Raw genomic sequence first — 17,914 nt, forward strand, 5'->3', positions numbered from 1 at the left:
CCAGCCCGCCGGCGGAATCCCGCGCGTACTGGACCGACTCAATGAAGCACTTTCCCGGCTCCCCCGGCGGAGGCCCACCATCCGGCCACGGAGCCGGAGTGAACAGCCTGCCGTGTGCCAGGAGTAGCGCGGAAACACTCCCATAGGCCCACCCTGGCCGTGGCGGCTTCATGACGGCTTCCGCCCGCAACCATTCGATGAGCCACCCATCGGACTCCCGCACCTCGGCCGCGGTGACCCCCGCCGTTCTACCCGTCTCATCCATCCCGTCAGTGTTCCGTACGCCGCCGGCGCGGTTGGTTGGGCGCCTAGGGTTCGTAATCCTCCGTGGCCGGCGCCGTTGGCGGCCGGCGGGTTCGGTGGGGGTGGGAAAGGACGGCAGCGGCGGGGGGAGGGGTGCCGGGCGGGGGTCCGGGTGCCGTCCGCCCCGGTGGCCGGGTGGCGGGGCGCCGTACTCGCGCCGTCGCGGATGCGGGAGCGTGAGGAGAGCGCGCCGCCCGGCCGTGGCTGATGGGGGGCTCCTGCTGCCGCGATGGGGCCGGGGCCGGTGTGGTCACTCCGTGTCGGTGCGGGTCTCGCCGTGGCCGGGGCGCGCTCCGACACACCACAGCGGGGATCCCGCCGCGAGCACCGCGCACCCCACAAACACCCCCCCGACCGCACGGCCGCCGGGCCGCCCCCGGGGCGCCGTCGAGGACCGCCACGGCGACGAGCACCAGGACCACGGCCGCGCCGCCGGGCCGGTCGCGGGCCGCCGGTCGCCACGGCGTCGAGGACGAGCACCAGGCCGCCGAGGCCGGGCCGCCGGGCCGCTGCCGAGGGCCGTCCGGAACGCCCGGGGAGTTGGCTTGTGCAAGCCAAGAAGTGGGCCGAAGTTTCTTCGGATAGGGCTCTGACCTGCACTTTTACCGGTCTGGTGATGGTGCGTCAGATTGACCGTGAACCCCTAGTGCTGTATTCTTTTAGATGTCGGGAGGGAACGGCACCCACCGACACCACCACCAGCACCCATCCGAAGGAGAGACATGAGCAAGGTGAGCAACGAAGAGCGCGCGGAGTGGGCCGCCATCGCCCTCAACGCCTACAGGAGCGAGGCGCCCCGCACCCTCTTCCCCATCCCCAACGAGTTCGAGCGCGTCCGGTTGGGCGTCGTCGCCGCCGAGGCCATGGCCCGCGCAACCCGGCACAACCCCGCCGATCACGTCGTCAATGACTACATCAGCGCCGAACTGATCATCGGCGACCTGATCGTGTACGTCTTCCATCTTGTGGACGACAAGGTCACCCCGGATCAGATCATCGCCGCTGCCGAGGAGATGCGCACCCCCTACCCGGTCACGCTCACGGCACTGTGCACGGTCGCCGCTGCCGATGCTGGACAGACGGCCGCGATGCTCGCCGCCCTGATGGAGGCCGCCGCTCACTTCGGGTGTGACTTGCCCGAGACCGTTGCCCAGGCGAAGGACTTTTACGAGGAGGAGAAGGCCGAGGAGGAAGCCGAGCAAGACGCGTGACTGAAGCTCCGGGGGCGGGAACGGCACCCGCCCCCGGAGCACCCCACCAACACCGAGAGGACTCACCATGACCGAGCTGACCATGACGGACCGGGCGGACCGGGCCCGCATCGCACTGGACGCGTACACCGCCGAGGCGCCCGCCAATCTGTTCTCATTCCATCTACATGATGAGCGTGTCCGGTTGGGCGTCGTCGCCGTCGAGGCCGTGGCCCGCGCGACCCGACGAGACCCGGCCACCCTCTCGCAGGAGACCGCCGACGAGCTCTTGGGCGATCTGATCGCCTACGTCTTCTGTCTCGCGGACGGCCGGATCCGCCCGCCCGAACTCACCCGCGCGGCTGAGCAGTTCCGCACATCGCGCCCGATCCGGCTGGACGCTGCCCTTGCTGCCGACGAGGCCGGTATGGGCAGGGTGGCCGCGATGCTGGGCGCGATTATCGACGTAGCCCACGAATACGACTGCGCCGTCACGTGGATGGTCGAGGACGCCGAGGAGTTCCTAGAGGAACAGAGGGCCGCCGAGGCCGCCGGAGCGTAGGCGCCGGTCCGGGCCCGGATCGCCCCCCAACGTGGGGGCGGTCCGGGCCACCGGACACGCCGAGGACGAGGGCCAAGCCGCCGCGCCAAGCCGCCGCCGAAGCCCCGGCCGGGGTACCGCAAACAGTTAGCTTGTGCAAGCTAAGAAATTGGGAAGTTTCTTCGGATGGGTCTCTGACCTGCGATTTTATGGGCGCTCTGATGGGGTGTCACTTTGACTGTGAACCCCTAGTGCTGTATTCTTTTAGATGTCGGGAGGGAACGGCACCCACCGGCACCACCACCAACACCCACCGAAAGGACCCGAAGATGGGCACCCCGACCACCACCACGGCCCCGATTCCCACCCAGCAGACCCGGACCGCCGGCAAGGAGCAGCACGGCAACGGCAGCAGGGTCATCGTCGCTCTTGAAGGGGCATGGGCCGCCATCCAGGCACGGCACCCGGACGTGCCCAATGTCCTGATGATCACGGGCACAGGGAGCACCGGTCTCAGTGTGAAATGGGGTCACTTCGGCGAAAGCCGCTGGACCGTGGAGGGCCAGGGCGGCACCCACGAACTCTTCGCGGGTGGCGAGCTTCTGAGTCTCGGAGGCCGCGCCACCATGAAGACCTTGCTGCACGAGGCCGCTCACGCGCTTGCCGCCGTCCGGAACATCAAGGACACCAGCAGCGGAAAGCGCTACCACAACATGCGCTTCGTCAAGATCGCCAAGAGCCTTGGGCTTGTGGCCCCCGCCACGCCCGACAGCATCCGGGGATGGTCAGCCTGCACCATCCCTGACGAGACCGCCACGACGTACGCGGAGGCCATCGAGGCACTGGACACCGCCCAGCTTCCGTACGTGTATGACCCGTACGTGGCCTACCACTACGGGGGCAACCAGCCCACCACCCCCGACCCCGACCCCGAGGGGAACGGCGAGCAGGGCGGCACCGCCGGTACCGGTACCGGCGGCGAGGGCGGTACGGACGGTGGCGAGGGCCCCGACCCCCGCCACCCCGGGAAGCCGGGCCCCACGCGCTTCCTGGTCATCTGTGCGTGCATCGAAATGGAGAACGACGGGACGACCCCCAAGCTCGACAAGAAGACCGGCCAGCCGAAGCCCGGCCGGGCCATCCAGATCAGCCGGAAGTCCTGGCACAGCGGCACCACCGAGGAGGCCGAGGGCGGGTTGATGTGCGGGAAGTGCCGGGAGTTCTTCCGCAAGGCCGACCCCGACGCCTAGCCCGCAGGGGCCCCGAAAGGGGCCCCTGACACCCCCTCACCCACCGGCCGGCGGACGCGGATGGGGCCCGGTGCGGCATCGAGCCGCCCCGGGCCCCGCTGCCGCGATGGGGGCCCGCCGGACGAAGCAGCTAACAACCTTGTTTGATTGCATCCGGCGCGCCGCCCAATGTTTTGGACATAAACGGGGTCTGAGGGTCTATGATCTGGATCATGGCAGCACCCAGAGGACGACAGCACCGAGGACGGAGCACTGACTTTCCGTCAGACCGCGCCGTCCGTGCTGGCCTCATGCTCCACCCCGGTGACCCTGTACGCGTCGCGTACGAAGAGTTGGTCACGGAGCTGGGGATCAGCGGTGCGGAGGTCATCAGGAAGGCCCTGACGGACATGCACGAGAGGCACCGTCAGGCGCACCCGCGCCCGATCGCTCTGAAGGAGGCCGGATGATTTGACCGGCCGAGCGGATTGCCGCCGGAATTCCTAACCGGCGCCCAGCAGTTCGTAAAGCCCCTGACACGGGATCTCAGCCATGTTCCGGTTCCGACACCTGTTGGCCGAGACCCCTCACCCCAAACGAGCACGTACACCAAGCTGACGGTTTCCTAGGCCGCCGGCCGGGGGTTTCGTGCGTCCTCTGACGCCGAGGAGCGTTGCCATCGTAGCAGCGGGCCGCGGTGGCGGTAGAGGCTTGCCCGACGCAGGTGTGTCCCCCGACGCGGCAGCGACGTTTTATCGACAAGGCGAGTCAGGCACCTCTAGCACCACTGCACTCATTGCGCCCCCGCAGTACCGGGGGGCACTCACCCTCCGTGCCGCCGAGGCGAGCGCGGAGGCCCACCACGCCCTGACGCGGTTCTTTGCCGAGCTCTACCCGGAGAAGCGGGTACGGGCCGCCGCAGGCCAGCGGGGTGCGTGGCTCAACTCTTACCCCCCTGACCTCTATGTCCCGGTCGCGGGCATGGACCTTGACCGGCCGGTGGCCGCCCATCTCGCTCCGCGCACCCCGGGCCGGGGACCCCGCCGCTTCCGTTTCATCGTGTTCGATCACGACCCGAAGAAGGTCCCGGCCGCCCAGGCCGCCGCCGATGCTGGGCTTTTGGCCGAATGCACACGGGCCGAGGGCATCGAGCCGGTACCGACCGCGTCCGGAAGTCCGGGCGGCATCCACCTGTGGACCGGATGCGCCGAAGGCGTCGCCGCGTCCGTCGTCGCCCGCATCAACGACGCCGCCGCCGCGCTCTGCCCGTCGCTTGACCGGGCCCCCCTGGCCAACCTCACGGACGGACTGGTCAGGCCGCCCGGCGCGGCCCACCGCGCGGGCGGGTACAGCACTCTCCTCATTCACACCGTGGATGAAGCGGTCAGGGTGCTGGGGCCCGATTCAGCCCCCGCGAGCGCGTTCGAGCGTCTGGCCGTTCGGCTGGAGGCGATGGCCGCCGCGCTCCCGCAGGACGACCCGCAGCCGGAGCCGGCCCCGGAGGGCCCGGCCGCCGCCGTGGTGGTCGAGGAGCCCGCGCCGAGGGGGCACCGGTCCCGGAAGGTGCCGCCGTCGATCCGGGCCCGGGGGCCCAGGGTGCGGGCCGTGGTCGAGGACGAGGCCGGATGCCCGCGCGTCGATACGCCGTGGCGCCCGCTGGGACGGAAGGCCGCCCGGAGCCTCAGCCAGCGCCCGGCGCCAGGTGACGACCACTCAGCCGCCAAGCACTCCCCCACCCGCAGCATGGCCCTGGCCGGGTGGACCCAGGCCCAGGGGCTCGCCGTCGCGCGGGACGCCGCCGCGTCGCCCGCACTGGAGTACATCCGGACCGAGCGGCAGCCGGACGGCCCGCGCCGCCCGCGTACCACCGAGCAGGTAGAGAAGTTGTGGGCGCGGGTGTGGTTCCTCGCGGTCGAGGACGCGGCCCGGATGCCGCGCCGTCCCGAGGACGACGGCCGCCACCAGGACCACGGCGACGACGCCGCCGAGGCCGTGGCCGACCTCATGACCCGGATGCAGGCGGCCGGGACCGCCCGATGGGCCCGGGAGTCCGGCCCCGCAGACGCCGCCGTCCTCAACTCCGTGTCGCTGCTGATCATGCTGACCGGCACCACCGACGTGTCCGCCAACGTCCGCCGTCTGGCGATCCTGTCCGGGTACACCGCCCAGACAGCCGCCGTGGCGCTCTGGAGGCTCATCCGGGACGGCTGGATCACGGTCACCGCCGAGGCTGAGCGCCGGGCCGGGAAGGCCCGCCGCGTCACCCTGGCCACGGCCCACGAATGCCCCGACAACGACCATCACCGATGCGCCATCTACGACGTTCCCGCAGTTCACCCGGGGTCTGACAGAAGTGGAACGCCGCGCCCCCCCGCCCCCCCCTCTAGCTCTCTGGAGTTCCTGCGGGCCGTCGCCATCCACCAGCAGGCCGACGTATGGCACGTGCTGGGGCACCACGCCGCACGGACGCTTTGGGCGATCCGGCGGGCAGGGCGGTGCACGGTGCCGGAGATGATGGCAGCCACTGGCTACGGCCGCCGCGCGACACTCCGGCACGCCGAGATGATGACGGCCCTTCAGATGGTCACCCCCGGGCCCCGACGCAAGGGGGTGCCCACCTACCAGGTCCCCCGCACACGGAGCCTGTACGAGGCCGCAGAGACCGCCCAGAAGAGGGACCCGCGCACCGGTGAGACCTACCCGGCCGCCGGGCGGATGGCCCAGCTCGCCGCCCGGTACCGGCTGGACCAGGCCGTCAGCGAGTGGTGGGCCGCCGAGGAGATCCACAGGTCCCTTCCCCGAGCCGAGCGCCCCCCCCGCGCGCACGCCCACCAGGCCGTCATCCCCGGCATGGACCCCCGCGGCCGGGCCTACCCCCGTGATGACGACGGCCGCCCCGACCACGTCACCGCCCGCGAGATCGAGGCCGAGCGCATCGGCGCCGTACGCCTCTACGCCCATGCCCACCGGCTCGCCCGCGCCGGACAGCTCATCGACCTCCCCGCGCTAACCGCCGCCGAGCCCGAGGCACCGCCCGCCCGCCGGCGCGGAGGCCGCGCGATCATCCCCACCCGATACGGATGCCCGCACTGCCACGCCCAGGCCGGCGCCCGGTGCGTCACCCGGGGCACCGGCCGCCCCGCCGCCCGCGTCCACGCCCGTCGCCGCGAGGCCGCCGCCGAGGCCCGCGCCCGACACGCGCAGGGATGACGTACTGGCCCCGAGGCGGGCCCCGGGGTATAGAGTTCTCCTCAGCACAGCGCACCCCCCCGAGCCCACAGGCCGGGGAGGAGCACACGCCGCCGGAGAGCCCACCGCCCCGGCCGGCACAGGGCAGCGAAAGCCGCCCGGCCATCCTCTGGGAATGGTCACCGGACTTAGCTTGCACAAGCTAAGTCCCGGCATCGTTCGGAAATCTCCGGACGATGCGAGAGCCCCAGCAGGGGCCAGCGTGGCCGGGAGGCCCGCCGAGCAGGACCAGCCAGCGAGAGGCCGGCACCCCACCAACCCCCGGAAATTGGCGCCGTGTTGCCAGCTCTTAATTACTGGAATACTAGAAACGGTAATCCAGAAATGCTAAGCTAAGGGCATGTCAGAGATCAGGTCCCGGTACATCGAGATGCCCCGCCCGTACGAGAACGGATACGGGGCGGTTGAGTCAGAGCTGACGTTCCGTGCCAGCGACCGCCGCCGCGCCGCCGAACACCGCGCCGCCGCCATCGAGTTGGCCACTCTCTACGGGGTGGAGTGGCGGACCCCGTGGAGGCTCACGCCCGGATGGACCATGTACCGGGAGATCACCGAGGGCACCCCGGCGGGGCGCCCCGACGACCGCCGCGTCATCGTCACCGCCCCGGCCCGCGCGCTCGCCCGTTACCTCGCTGCACTCCCCCGCGTCCTGGCCGAGCTGGAGGCCGCTGCCACCCGCGCCGCCCGCAGCTTTGGCCGGTGGCGCCGGTCGCTGCTCGCCACCCTGTCCGGGGCACTGGACTATGAGGACCCGACCACCCTCCGGGTGCGGGCACGCGAGTTCCGTACCGCCGTACTGCGGCAGGTCGTTGGCTATTTGCGGACCCCGCCGGCCCCGGCCAGCAGCGACCCGCGCCGCCCGATGTGGGAGCAGGCCGCCGCCGTCGCGGCCGAGGTCTGGACGGACAGTCCGGTGGACCTGTGGGCGGTCACCGAGGAGGAGGTGACGGCCGTACTGGCCAGCATCATCCGGACTCAGTCCGTCGTCATCATCGAGGCCGAGCCGGACGAGCAGCACCACCACCAGGACCAAGAGGACGAGGCCACCGAGCAGCAGCCGACCCCAGCCGAGCCCGCACGCCGTGCCGTCGAGCTCGCCCCGGCCGAGCCCGCACGACACCGGCCGCCGCGCCGCACCGTAGCCCCCCGGCCCGGCCCCGGCTCTGGCCGAACCGGCCCGCGGATTGTCCCCCGCCGCACCGTGTACGGCAGCATCGGCACCCCGCCCCGACAACCGCAGCAGCGACAACGACCGGACACCGCGCAGGCGCCCCCGGCCCCGCCGCACCGTGCCGCACACCCGTCCACCCCCGTGGCAACCCCGAGAAGGAAGGCCGCCCCCCGTGACCACTACTGACGACCCGCCACAGCCCGCCGAGGAGCCGGCGGGACTGTCGCCCAAGGCCCATCGGTTCCTTGCCGAGATCGGCGTACCGAGCGACCGCATCCCCGTGGCGGAGGAGGCCGCCGACCCAGACGACGACGAGGAGGAGGCGCCCCACGGATACTGGCCGGAGCCGTGCGCCAACTGCGGGAAGCTGATCCCCCGCGACCGCCCGGCGGGGGCCGGACGCCCCCCGGAATACTGCAACAAGCAGTGCCAGAACGAGCGCAAGGCCGCGAGGGCGAGGGAGCGCAACGCCCCCGGTCTGCCGGGGCAGATTCTCCGGGTGGAGGAGACCACCACCCGCCTTGAACAGGTGGCCGCCGACATGCGCGCCGAGCTCTCAAAAATCAACTCACCCGAGGGCATCGAGGCGAGACTAGCGGCGGCCCGCGCGGCCAACCAGCAGGACGTAGCCCGTGCCAACCAGGCCGCCGTACAGGCACAGGCCGAGACGGCCGCCGCACAGTCCCAGGCTCAGCAGGCCCGCGCCGACAAGGAAGCCGCCGACGCCGCCGCCGAGCGCGACCGAACCGCCCGCGAGGCCGCCGACGACGCACGCGAGCTCGCCGAGGGCGAACGCCGGACCGCCATGCACCTCAAGCAGCTCGCCGAGGACCGCGCCGAGGCCGCCGCCGCCGCCCAGGCCGAGGCCGAGACCGAGCGCGACGCCGCCCAAGCCGCCGCCGAGGAGGCCCGTCGCATCGCCCGCCGGGCCACCACTGCCGAGGCAGACGCCATCCATGCGCGGGACGAGGCCCGCCAGGACGCCGCCGCCGCACGGGCCCGCGCCGAGGACGCGACCGCCGAGCGCGACCGCGCCGAGGCCCGCGCCGAGGAGGCCAGCCGAGAACGCGAGGCCGCCGACCGCGCGCGGGACGAGGCCCGCCGTCAGGCCGAGGACGCGGGCACCCGGGCGAGGCTCGCCATCGAGGAGCGGGACCAGGCGACGGCCCGCGCCGATGAGGCCGAGCGGGAAAAGGAGGAGCTGACAACCGGGTACGCGAAGGCCCTGGCGGATGTCCGCGCCGCCAAGCAGGAAGCCGACGACGCCCGCAATCAGGTCACCGAATCCACCCGGGCTCGCCGGGAAGCCGAAGACCGCGCCAGCCGGGCGGAGGAGCGGCAGATTCAGGCCGAGGCTCGCGGCGACCGTGCCGAGGCCCGCGCCGACAAGGCCATTGCGGACGTCCAGGCCGAGCGGGATTCGCTCGCGGCCGAACTCGCCACCGCGCAGGAGGACCGGCGGAAGGCGGACCGGCGCGAAGCCGCCGCCGAGGAGCGAGCCACGGCCGCCGCACAGCAGGCCGCGCAGGAGGCCGAGCGACAGGCGAAGGCGTACGAGCGGCTTGCCGCTGAACTGCGGAAGTACGGCCAGGAGATTGACCGACTGAAGGCCGAGGCCATCCAGCAGAAGGAGACCGCAAGGAAGCCGGCACCGCGCAGGGCGAAGAAGCCGGCCGCCACGCCGGCCGCCACGCCGGCCGACCCTACGCCGGTCGAGCCGATCCCGGGACAGACCGCAGTGCCGATGCCCGAGACCGACGAATAGGCATCCAGCTCGCCCGAGGAGGCAGAGGCAGGGGTGAGGAACATCGTCAACCGGCGGGCCGGGCACTGCACCTACAGCGGGTGCACGGCCTATGTGCCGCCCGGTGCGGGGACGTGCACGAAAACCCGCCGGGGATGGAACGTACGGTGCGCGGACCATCCAGCCGAGCAGGACGGACCGCCTGAGGCGGAGGCTCGCTGTACGGGCACCACAGCCGAAGTCGTGGCGATGGTGGAGGCCCTGAAAATGGCGCCAAACATTCGGGTGATTTCCGTGTCCGAGGTATACGAGAGGCGTGACGAGCCGGGCCGCATCGGTGTTTATGTGAAAGTCGAAGTCGATTCGGATCCGACCGCCGAACCGCGCGAGGAGGCAGAGTGACGACCAGGACCAGGAGCACGACCGACGACACTCCACCGGTGCCACATCAGCCCGTGGGAACGCACGACGAACGGCCGCTGTACGCGTCCGGTGAGGTCCCGGACGATCTGATGACCGCCGCGCAGCTCAAAGAGGCCGGGCGCCGACTGACGAAGGGGCAGAAACCGCGTGCCTACCTGAAGTACAAGCCCCGGCACGGCAAAGGCCCCGTGCCCCTGTATCACGTTGAGGACACCGAGCGGGCCCGCGCTCTGTCACCCAAACAAACGGCTCAGAAGGTGGCTCGCCGGAAGTGCATCCTGTGCACACAAGTGGCTGACGCACCGTTGTGGGAGCGGACACGGAAGGAAAGCCCGTGGCTCGCCGCAGACGGGCGGATCTGCCAGCAATGCAGCGACGGAGCCCACGAGCAGTGGCAGCGGACATGTGACCGGTGCCGCACAATCTTCCGCAGCCGGGCAAGCGTTGACTACTCGCGAACGTGCGGGCCGTGCCGGGCCGTACTGGACCACGGCCAGGATCTCGCCCGCCGGCTCGCCCTCCGACACTGCCCGGAATGCCTGACACAGACAGCCACCCGCGAGCAGATCGAGGCCGCCGCAGCCGACGACCTCCCGCACCGCCTGTATGCGCGCTACCCCCGGACGTGCGGGCCGTGCCAGACGGAGCAGAAGAAGGCGGCCGAAGAGGCAGACCGCGCGTACGAGCGTGAGCGATGGGACGAGCTGGGGCCCGTCCGCCAGTGGGCCCGACAGGTGGTCGCCGCACCGGAGCGATACGCCGTTCTCGACACCGAGACCACCGGTCTTGAGTGGGACGCCAAAGTCGTGGAAATCAGCGTCACAGATGGTGCGGGAAACGTCCTCTTGAACACCCTCGTGAACCCCAGAACTCCCATCCCACGGGAGGCGCAATCCATTCACGGAATCAGCGACGACGACGTACGCGACGCACTCTCGTTCAGCATGATCCTCCCGGAGCTCACCCGCGTACTGGCTGGCCGCCGGATCATCATCTACAACGCCGAGTACGACACCCGGGTACTGGCCCATGAACTCACACGCCACCACCAGGAGGACGACCCCATCCCCGCCTTGCGTCGGATGGAGCGGCACCCTGCCGCCGAAGAGTGGATGAGAAAACAGCAGTGGAGCCGGTGCGCAATGCTCGCCTACGCCGTCCACCGCGGCGAGTGGTCCGACTACTGGGACGGATGGGCGTGGGCGCCCCTGAACGGCGGACACCGGGCACTCGGAGACTGCCGCAAGGTCGTGCAAAGGATCAAGGAAATGGCCGCGCCACCAGATCCGTTCTAGGGCCGGAGTGCCGACGAGGGCCCGCACCGAATCGGTGCGGGCCCCGCTCGCTCAATCCTGGCCGAAGAGCCGTTCGGCGGCTTCGGCATCCAGCCCCACACTCGTCCCAATAGAGGACCAGTCGAAGCCGGCCCGACGTGCCGAGCGCGCGGCCAGGAGCTGAGCACTCTCGACAGCGGCACCGATCTCGTGGAGCTTGCTGAGGACCCCGAGGGGCAGGCCGTCCACGTCGTCCAGGAGGGCAGCCACCCGGCGCAGTGCGTGAACCTTTGCGTCGTCCGCGTTCGTGCCCGGGATCACTGACGCCACGTGAGATTGCCACGTCCGAAGGTGGTACTCAGACCAGGCAGATTGAGCCGGCCCCGGCTTCCAGTCGCCTACCCAGTGCCAGGGCAGCAGCACGGGTACGACAGCATCGGCGGACCATGCGACCGCCATTCGGTTCGGATCGGGGGCCGACACGTCCACCGGATCCCCCGGAGGCAGCGACGGACCAGCATGGGCGGAGACCCAACCACAGACACATCCCGTAACGACAGGACCACCCGGGGCACCATTTTTCAGCCACCATTTGATGCCTGATGACGGGACACTCACCGTGCTGTCATCAGGAGATACGAGCTGCATTTCATGCAGCACATCACGCCCATCGGACGCCTTTTCGATCCAACCCGCCATCAGTTTCCCTTCTGCACAGGAGCCCTTATGGTCCCGCATTTCATGGACCACCGTGCGCGGAATGCTGAGCTTGGCTTGCACAAGCCAAGTCCACGAACTGACGTGTGTTCGGGGGTGTTTGTGGGGTGCGCGGTGCTCGCGGCGGGATCCCCGCTGTGGTGTGTCGGAGCGCGCCCCGGCCACGGCGAGACCCGCACCGACACGGAGTGACCACACCGGCCCCGGCCCCATCGCGGCAGCAGGAGCCCCCCATCAGCCACGGCCGGGCGGCGCGCTCTCCTCACGCTCCCGCATCCGCGACGGCGCGAGTACGGCGCCCCGCCACCCGGCCACCGGGGCGGACGGCACCCGGACCCCCGCCCGGCACCCCTCCCCCCGCCGCTGCCGTCCTTTCCCACCCCCGCGGACCCGCCGGCCGCCAACGGCGCCGGCCACGGAGGATTACGGACCCTAGGCGGCCGTGGAAACCAATGACCCAATCGAAGATAGAGATAGTCGTCCCGTGTCCGCCCGTAGGCGTCACGCGTTGGCTTGGCATGGGTAACGAACCGACCACAAGTCGCGCGGATTGAGCAGTGGGGTTCTTCGACTTCGACGCCGAAGAGGCGGACTGCTGTCCACACGCTGGACACACTCGGGTGGAGGTTATCCGGGGTGCTCTGGCCAACTGCCCGCAGGCGGTGAATGCTTTCGAACTAAAGGTGTTGACGAACATGCATGATGCGATTGTGGATGCCGGTGGGAGCATCGTTCACAGCCGTCGAGAACGTCAGTCATTCCGGATTGACGCAGGGGGTGTACCGCGCCCGGCTGCGGCCAGCGAGACGGCGGACGGGGTTAGCTGCGCAGTGAGTATTTGCTACTACTGAGAGGCAGATCCCGGACGTTTCTTGGGTCGGTCAGCGCGTAAGGTTGTAACAACCTTGTTAGATAGCAATCGTGCTCATCGCCCAACAACGATGGCGAGTGCTTCCCGAGCGATTCGCCCGAGTGTATAGATCTGTGCTTGCAATTCCTCCCGCCGTTGACGAGCAGTGCGAGAGCGTGAGGCACCAGGGCCGACGAGGTTTTCGGTGATCAGTGCGGCCACAATTGGTTCACTGATTCGATACGCCGCGAGGTGTGCGTGATCGATCAAGACAGGATCAATGTCGAGGGCCATTTTGTCCGTGAACTTTTGTTTCGACGTCCCGTATCGACGCCCAGGGAGGCGCTGTGCTTCCTGCTCTTCATGTGTGAAGGGGGTCCAGGGGCCGACGAGTTCAGGAGCTCTCAGGCGGACCCGCATGGCAGCTTCGAGGAGGTGACTTTGGGTGGGCCATGTGCCGGGCCGGAGGGCGAGCGCTTCCAGGCGGATCGGTTCTGGTGTGGGCTGGGAAGGGTGGAGGCCGGCGCGCTCACGCTGCTCTGCGATCCACGCCCTTTCCTCATTACGGTTCGCTTCGGCCATGGCACGAAGAGCGTCCCCATCTGAGCGATGGACCCATACGAAGGTGGTGTGTTTTCCGGTGGCCATGATCTCTCCTGTGTAGGAGGCCCCGGCACCGCGGAGGGCGGTACCGGGGCCAGTGCGCACGAGTCAGGTGGTGGGAGATGCTTGCGGCTCGCTCGGTGACTCGGAGGGTTCCGGAGTCCGGGGCGCCGGGGTTGTCGGTGCGGTACTGGGCTGACGCCGTACGCGGTTCTTCCTGGGGCGCCCCGGCGGGCGAAGGGTCGGTTCCGTGGCACCCATTTGGGCAAGCTCTTCGGCGGACCAGCCCGCCGCTTGCGCGTCCGCGTAGAGGGTGCCGTACTCCCGTTCGTTGTCGCTGACGAGCTGTTCAAGGTGCTTGCGCCGGGCGAGAGTCTGAGCGAGCGGCGGAATCACCCCCATGCGGTCGTTGAGGAGTTTTTGAGCAGCGGCCACCATGGGTGATTCGGCATCAGCGGCAGATGTCTGAGGCGTCGATTCGGTCATGCCCGTCATGGTAGCGCCGCAGAGCGCAAACGCACGGGAAATCAAGGCCCCTCCCCCGATGGTGAGGTGATCCGGCGACAGGTCACCGAGCTCTTTTCGCGGCGAAGCCGCGAGCCGCCCTAGGAGCCCGGCACCCCAGCCGACGGCCCTTCTTCGTCGGAGCAAGTTGGGCGTTAATGTTCCATTAACGCGGGGGTCGGCCCAAGCTCTCGCTATGCTCGGTAGCTTGGGCCGCCTTTTCGGTCCGGGGACGGACCGATGGATGGGGCCTGTACCTCAGAGAGGAACAGGGGAGATGAGCGACGACATGCCACGCGCTCGCCGCCGCGAGCGACGAGCCGACCAGCCGAGACGACACCGCGTCAACCTCGCGTACAACGACCACGAGCTAGCCATCCTCATGAGCGCCGCAGCCGTAGCCGGCCTCAAGCCCGCTGCCTACGCGGCCCGCGTTGCCCTGGCCGTGGCGAAGGACGAAATCTCCCCCGCCCCGGTCGAGTACAAGAACCGACTACGCGAGATGACTGATTCCCGCATCGCCGTCAACCGGATCGGTACCAACCTCAACCAGATTGCAAAGGAGCTGAACAGCGATGCCCAGGTATCGCCCGCGCAGCTTGCCGCGATTCTGACACGTGTGGAGGAAGCCATTCGGCGACTCGACGCCGCCACCATCGCCGTGATGGAGGGCCGCGCGTGATCGTCAAGAGAGCCCGAGACGGCGCCCGTACAGAAGGACTCCTGTACTACCTCTACGGCCCGGGAAAGGCCAATGAGCACACCGACCCGCATATGGTCGCTGCATGGGGCGCAGGTGTGCCGGATCCCGGCCGCGGTGACAACACGAACATCCCGCTCTTGGCCGCGCTACTGGACGCCCCTGTGGCCGCGCTGGAGAGCCGGCCGCCTGCTCAGCACGTCTACCACGTGCCCGTGAGTCTGGACCCGGGGGACCGGATTCTGTCCGATGAAGAGTGGGCGGAGGTAGCGCGAGAGGTCATGGACGCCACAGGCGTGGCGCCAAAGAACGACCCGTTGGGAGCCCGTTGGGTGGCGATCCGGCACGCGGACAACCACATTCACATCGTGGCGACGCTCGCGCGCCAAGACGGGTTGAAGGTCCGGCTTTCGCAGGACAAGAAGAAGATGCAGGCGTGTGCCCGGGAACTGGAGGTCCGATACGGGTTGCGTCGTCTGGCGAGCGGTGACCGCACAGCCGCGCCGTGGCCCACGACCGCCGAGGCCGAGAAGGCGAAGCGGATGGGGCGAGACGAGACACCCCGCCAGACTCTTCAAAGGACAGTCCGGGAGGCCGCAGCCGGCGCCCAGTCCGAAGACGAGTTTTTCACTCGGCTGCAACGGTCCGGCTTGCGAGTTTCCAAGAAGACAGCCGACGACGGGTCGGTGTTGGGTTACTCGGTTGCGCTCCCCGGAGACCGTACCGGCGCCGGTCGCGCAGTTTGGTTTTCCGGCTCGCGGCTCGCCCCGGATCTCTCCCTTCCCCGTATCCGTGAGCGTTGGACCGGGACAGCGGCCGGCGCATTGCTGGAGTCCGCCGGGCCGGTAGCAACCCGGGCCGCCGCATGGCAGGCCGCCGCCGAGCACGTCCACCAGGCCGCCGCGATCCTGGGGCAGTCGGGCAACACCGTTAGCGCCGGTGAGATGGTGGCGCTGTCCGATCTGCTCACGACCTACGCGACGCAGGCCCCCACCGAGGTCCGTCAGCAACTCCGAGACGCCGCCCGGTCTTTTGAGCGTGCAGGACGAGCCCCCACCTCCCGTCAGATGACCAGCGATGCTCACCATCATTTGCGCACGGCGACACAGCTTGTGGCCATGAGCGCATCCCTTGGAGTGAGCGGGGGCGAGGCCGCCGCAGCGATCACCATTTTGGTGGCCGTCGCCCTGGCCGTGGTCGCCGCCCAGCGTCTGCACCAGGCAGCCCAGCACCGGGCCCAAGAGGAGGCCGCCGCCCTGGCCGGTCGTCACCTCCGAGCGGCTACCGAGATCGCTTACGGCGCAGGCGCAGACGGCCGCCGAGGTAGCCGGGCGATGTGGCAGCGCACCCGGATGGATCCGAGCGGCCCGGCCCTGGCGGACCGTTTCGCACCCGTGGTGCGGCAGACTCTTCCCACCCTGGCCGAGCAGGTTTTGAGCGAGGCCGCATGGCCCGCACTTGCCGCCACGCTCGCCCAGGTCGAGGCGGCCGGGTACGACCCGGCCACGGTGTTGGGGCAGGTGGCCGGCGCCCGGGGATTCGGCGCCGCCGAGAGCGCCGCCGAGGTACTTGTCTGGCGACTGCAACGCCGGATGACGACCGACGCCGAGCACGGCCGGCCCCCGGTCACCGGCCCGACAAAAACAGATGCCCCGGCCCCAGTGCCGACCACCCGGACCACCGGGGAGGGCAGCGACGAGGGAGGTACGACCACCCCCACGGAGACGACGCCCCCGCCGGTCGTCGGCCGAGCGGATACCTCACTCGGAGACGGGGCGCCTACGTTGGGCGAGGCCGTCCGCCAGGCCGTCCCCGAGTACGTGTCAGAGGTGTTGAGCGACCCGGCCGCCGCAGGTCTCGCGGCAGCACTCCGCCGGGCCGTCGCCGAGGGGCACGCGCCCGCGGATCTGCTCGCCGAAGTAGTGGCCGCCCGCGATCTCGCCGACGCTGACAGCGTTGCCCAGGTGCTCACATGGCGCGTGCAAGGGCGTCTCACTCCGGGACGGCCCAGGCCCCTCCCCCGGACCACCGGCCGCCGCACCAGCAGCCCGACCGCCCCGCCCAGCCGTTCCGGTGAGCGCACAGCGGCCGAGCTCGCGCAGGACGCCGCCAGGAGGAACGGACCACCCCGGGGACCGCGTCGGTGATCCACAAAATCCGGTGTCACCTAGACGGGAAAACACCCTTACTTGGAGAGGTATTGCCGCTAGCGTCAGATGTGCAATTGCGCAGTGAAATCCCACGATCATGATTACGGAAACGGGGTGACCCACCCATGAGCGACACCAACCCGATGGAGCAGGCCGCAGGCCAGGCAGTTCATACAGCAGCGGTCGCGCTACAGGTTCTCGTCATGGCGGCCCAGTCCCTCCGGGAGCACCAGCAGCGCGAGGCAGCGGCCCGACAGCCGGCCGCCCCGCAGCCCGTACCCCCGGTGCAGAAGACGCCGCCGAACCCGGACCACGAGCGGTACGCGCACATCGTGCGCGGCGCCGTGCACCCGCCCGCCGTCGCCGAGGCGATGGTGACCGCCCCTCAGTGGCCCCAGCTCGCCGACGAGCTGAAGAAGCTGGAGGCCGCAGGCATCGACGTAAAACGATTCGTGACCGACGCGGCCCCGGTGATTGCACGCATGGACGCAGACCTTCGCGCGGGCAGCCCGACGCCCGGTGTCACCGTGTCCCAGGCCGCCACCACGCCGCCGAATCCGTTCGCTCCCCCACCGGGTGAGGAGAAGGCCCGGAAGGAGGGGCCGGGTTTCATTGAGGAGGCGGTGAAATGGATCAAGGAAGCCGTCACGAAGCTGATCGAGAAAATCACCGGGAAGGCGAAGAAGGCGAAGGCGGCCGACCCGAACCGGGAGCTCGCCGCGCACGGCATCACCCCGCAGGAAAACGTGCTGCATGTGGTGACGGCCCGCGCGGCTTTGTCGGATGAGAAGGCGCTACACCAGATCGTCACCTCCCGGGAATGGCCGGGCATCGCCGCGCAGATGAAGGGGCTCCAACAGGCCGGGCACTCGCCGGGCGAGGCCCTGGCCGGTGTGCCCGCGCGCATCCAGCAGGCCGCCGCCGCCGGGATCACCCTTACCCCGGCCGAGGCCGCTCACGGCCTGCTCACCGACATGGCCAAGACCACGCCCCCCACGCCGCCACAGGCCGCACCCGCCACCGGTTCCGCCCCGTCCACCGCTACGGCACCGACGACGGCGACCACCACCACCCCGTCCACCCCGGACCGTGCGGCAGCAGCGTCCGCCAGGTCCACGACCGCCACCCCCGGAGCGACCCCGGCCCCGGGCCCGACAGCGGACCGAGGAGCGCCCACCACGCAGCCCGGCCCGACCCACCAGCACGGCCCCAGCCGGTGACATGAGGACGGAGGATCACGATGCACTCACGCACCCAGCCTCCGAG

General features: G+C 69.9%; 14 protein-coding genes. 11 read left to right on the forward strand and 3 right to left on the reverse strand.

The genetic code is table 11. The annotated features are described in order from the left end of the window. The first annotated feature begins 1,034 nt into the window (after window positions 1-1,034). From SYYSPA8_RS38165 to SYYSPA8_RS38200, 8 genes are all read left to right on the forward strand, one after another. Window positions 1,035-1,514 carry a hypothetical protein gene (locus tag SYYSPA8_RS38165; RefSeq protein WP_323452113.1) on the forward strand — a complete coding sequence of 160 codons (480 nt, stop codon included), beginning with the start codon at window positions 1,035-1,037 and terminating at the stop codon, window positions 1,512-1,514. A gap of 67 nt (window positions 1,515-1,581) precedes the next feature. After that, a complete protein-coding gene (locus SYYSPA8_RS38170; protein ID WP_323452114.1) occupies window positions 1,582-2,055 on the forward strand; it encodes a hypothetical protein in 474 nt (157 codons plus the stop codon). Between the two features lie 308 nt (window positions 2,056-2,363). Then, the gene (locus tag SYYSPA8_RS38175) at window positions 2,364-3,284 is read left to right on the forward strand and encodes a hypothetical protein (protein ID WP_323452115.1); all 921 of its coding nucleotides are present in this window, start codon (window positions 2,364-2,366) and stop codon (window positions 3,282-3,284) included. A gap of 960 nt (window positions 3,285-4,244) precedes the next feature. Further along, the gene (locus SYYSPA8_RS38180) at window positions 4,245-6,473 is read left to right on the forward strand and encodes a hypothetical protein (RefSeq protein ID WP_323452116.1); all 2,229 of its coding nucleotides are present in this window, start codon (window positions 4,245-4,247) and stop codon (window positions 6,471-6,473) included. Window positions 6,474-6,852: 379 nt separating this feature from the next. Further along, a complete protein-coding gene (locus tag SYYSPA8_RS38185; protein WP_323452117.1) occupies window positions 6,853-7,869 on the forward strand; it encodes a hypothetical protein in 1,017 nt (338 codons plus the stop codon). Next, window positions 7,856-9,448, forward strand: coding sequence for a hypothetical protein (locus SYYSPA8_RS38190; RefSeq protein ID WP_323452078.1), 1,593 nt, complete (start codon window positions 7,856-7,858; stop codon window positions 9,446-9,448). The genes SYYSPA8_RS38185 and SYYSPA8_RS38190 overlap by 14 nt, the downstream gene beginning before the upstream one ends. A gap of 222 nt (window positions 9,449-9,670) precedes the next feature. Further along, window positions 9,671-9,829, forward strand: coding sequence for a hypothetical protein (locus SYYSPA8_RS38195; RefSeq protein WP_323452079.1), 159 nt, complete (start codon window positions 9,671-9,673; stop codon window positions 9,827-9,829). Further along, the gene (locus tag SYYSPA8_RS38200) at window positions 9,826-11,145 is read left to right on the forward strand and encodes a 3'-5' exonuclease (protein WP_323452080.1); all 1,320 of its coding nucleotides are present in this window, start codon (window positions 9,826-9,828) and stop codon (window positions 11,143-11,145) included. Before SYYSPA8_RS38195 ends, SYYSPA8_RS38200 begins: the two co-directional genes overlap by 4 nt. A gap of 51 nt (window positions 11,146-11,196) precedes the next feature. On the opposite strand, the gene SYYSPA8_RS38205 is transcribed toward SYYSPA8_RS38200, so the two are convergent. From SYYSPA8_RS38205 to SYYSPA8_RS38215, 3 genes are all read right to left on the reverse strand, one after another. Then, the gene (locus SYYSPA8_RS38205; protein ID WP_323452081.1) at window positions 11,197-11,904 is read right to left on the reverse strand and encodes a hypothetical protein; all 708 of its coding nucleotides are present in this window, start codon (window positions 11,902-11,904) and stop codon (window positions 11,197-11,199) included. Between the two features lie 862 nt (window positions 11,905-12,766). Then, the gene (locus SYYSPA8_RS38210; RefSeq protein ID WP_323452082.1) at window positions 12,767-13,339 is read right to left on the reverse strand and encodes a hypothetical protein; all 573 of its coding nucleotides are present in this window, start codon (window positions 13,337-13,339) and stop codon (window positions 12,767-12,769) included. Window positions 13,340-13,402: 63 nt separating this feature from the next. Beyond that, window positions 13,403-13,780: a hypothetical protein gene (locus SYYSPA8_RS38215; RefSeq protein ID WP_323452083.1), complete on the reverse strand. Its 378-nt coding sequence runs from the start codon at window positions 13,778-13,780 to the stop codon at window positions 13,403-13,405. A 295-nt stretch (window positions 13,781-14,075) separates the two neighbouring features. Between SYYSPA8_RS38215 and mobC the strand changes: the two genes are divergently transcribed. The 3 genes from mobC (at window position 14,076) to SYYSPA8_RS38230 (ending at window position 17,868) form a co-directional block, all read left to right on the forward strand. After that, entirely contained in the window at window positions 14,076-14,480 is a 405-nt protein-coding gene (gene mobC, locus SYYSPA8_RS38220) for a plasmid mobilization relaxosome protein MobC (protein WP_323452084.1), read from the forward strand. Then, window positions 14,477-16,645, forward strand: a complete 2,169-nt coding sequence (locus tag SYYSPA8_RS38225) for a relaxase/mobilization nuclease domain-containing protein (protein ID WP_323452085.1) — start codon at window positions 14,477-14,479, stop codon at window positions 16,643-16,645. The genes mobC and SYYSPA8_RS38225 overlap by 4 nt, the downstream gene beginning before the upstream one ends. Before the next feature lie 128 nt (window positions 16,646-16,773). After that, window positions 16,774-17,868, forward strand: a complete 1,095-nt coding sequence (locus tag SYYSPA8_RS38230) for a hypothetical protein (RefSeq protein ID WP_323452086.1) — start codon at window positions 16,774-16,776, stop codon at window positions 17,866-17,868. The last annotated feature ends 46 nt before the right edge of the window (window positions 17,869-17,914 follow it).

Origin of the sequence: Streptomyces yaizuensis (assembly GCF_034961445.1) — a bacterium.
Classification (GTDB): Bacteria; Actinomycetota; Actinomycetes; order Streptomycetales; family Streptomycetaceae; genus Streptomyces; species Streptomyces yaizuensis.

What these genes read in the sequence shown, in the direction of transcription:
- SYYSPA8_RS38170 (WP_323452114.1), top strand. Translation starts at nt 1,582, where the DNA reads ATGACCGAGCTGACCATGACGGACCGGGCGGACCGGGCCCGCATCGCA.
- SYYSPA8_RS38175 (WP_323452115.1), top strand. Translation starts at nt 2,364, where the DNA reads ATGGGCACCCCGACCACCACCACGGCCCCGATTCCCACCCAGCAGACC.
- SYYSPA8_RS38180 (WP_323452116.1), top strand. Translation starts at nt 4,245, where the DNA reads ATGGACCTTGACCGGCCGGTGGCCGCCCATCTCGCTCCGCGCACCCCG.
- SYYSPA8_RS38185 (WP_323452117.1), top strand. Translation starts at nt 6,853, where the DNA reads ATGTCAGAGATCAGGTCCCGGTACATCGAGATGCCCCGCCCGTACGAG.
- SYYSPA8_RS38210 (WP_323452082.1), bottom strand. Translation starts at nt 13,339, where the DNA reads ATGGCCACCGGAAAACACACCACCTTCGTATGGGTCCATCGCTCAGAT.
- SYYSPA8_RS38215 (WP_323452083.1), bottom strand. Translation starts at nt 13,780, where the DNA reads ATGACCGAATCGACGCCTCAGACATCTGCCGCTGATGCCGAATCACCC.
- mobC (WP_323452084.1), top strand. Translation starts at nt 14,076, where the DNA reads ATGAGCGACGACATGCCACGCGCTCGCCGCCGCGAGCGACGAGCCGAC.
- SYYSPA8_RS38230 (WP_323452086.1), top strand. Translation starts at nt 16,774, where the DNA reads ATGAGCGACACCAACCCGATGGAGCAGGCCGCAGGCCAGGCAGTTCAT.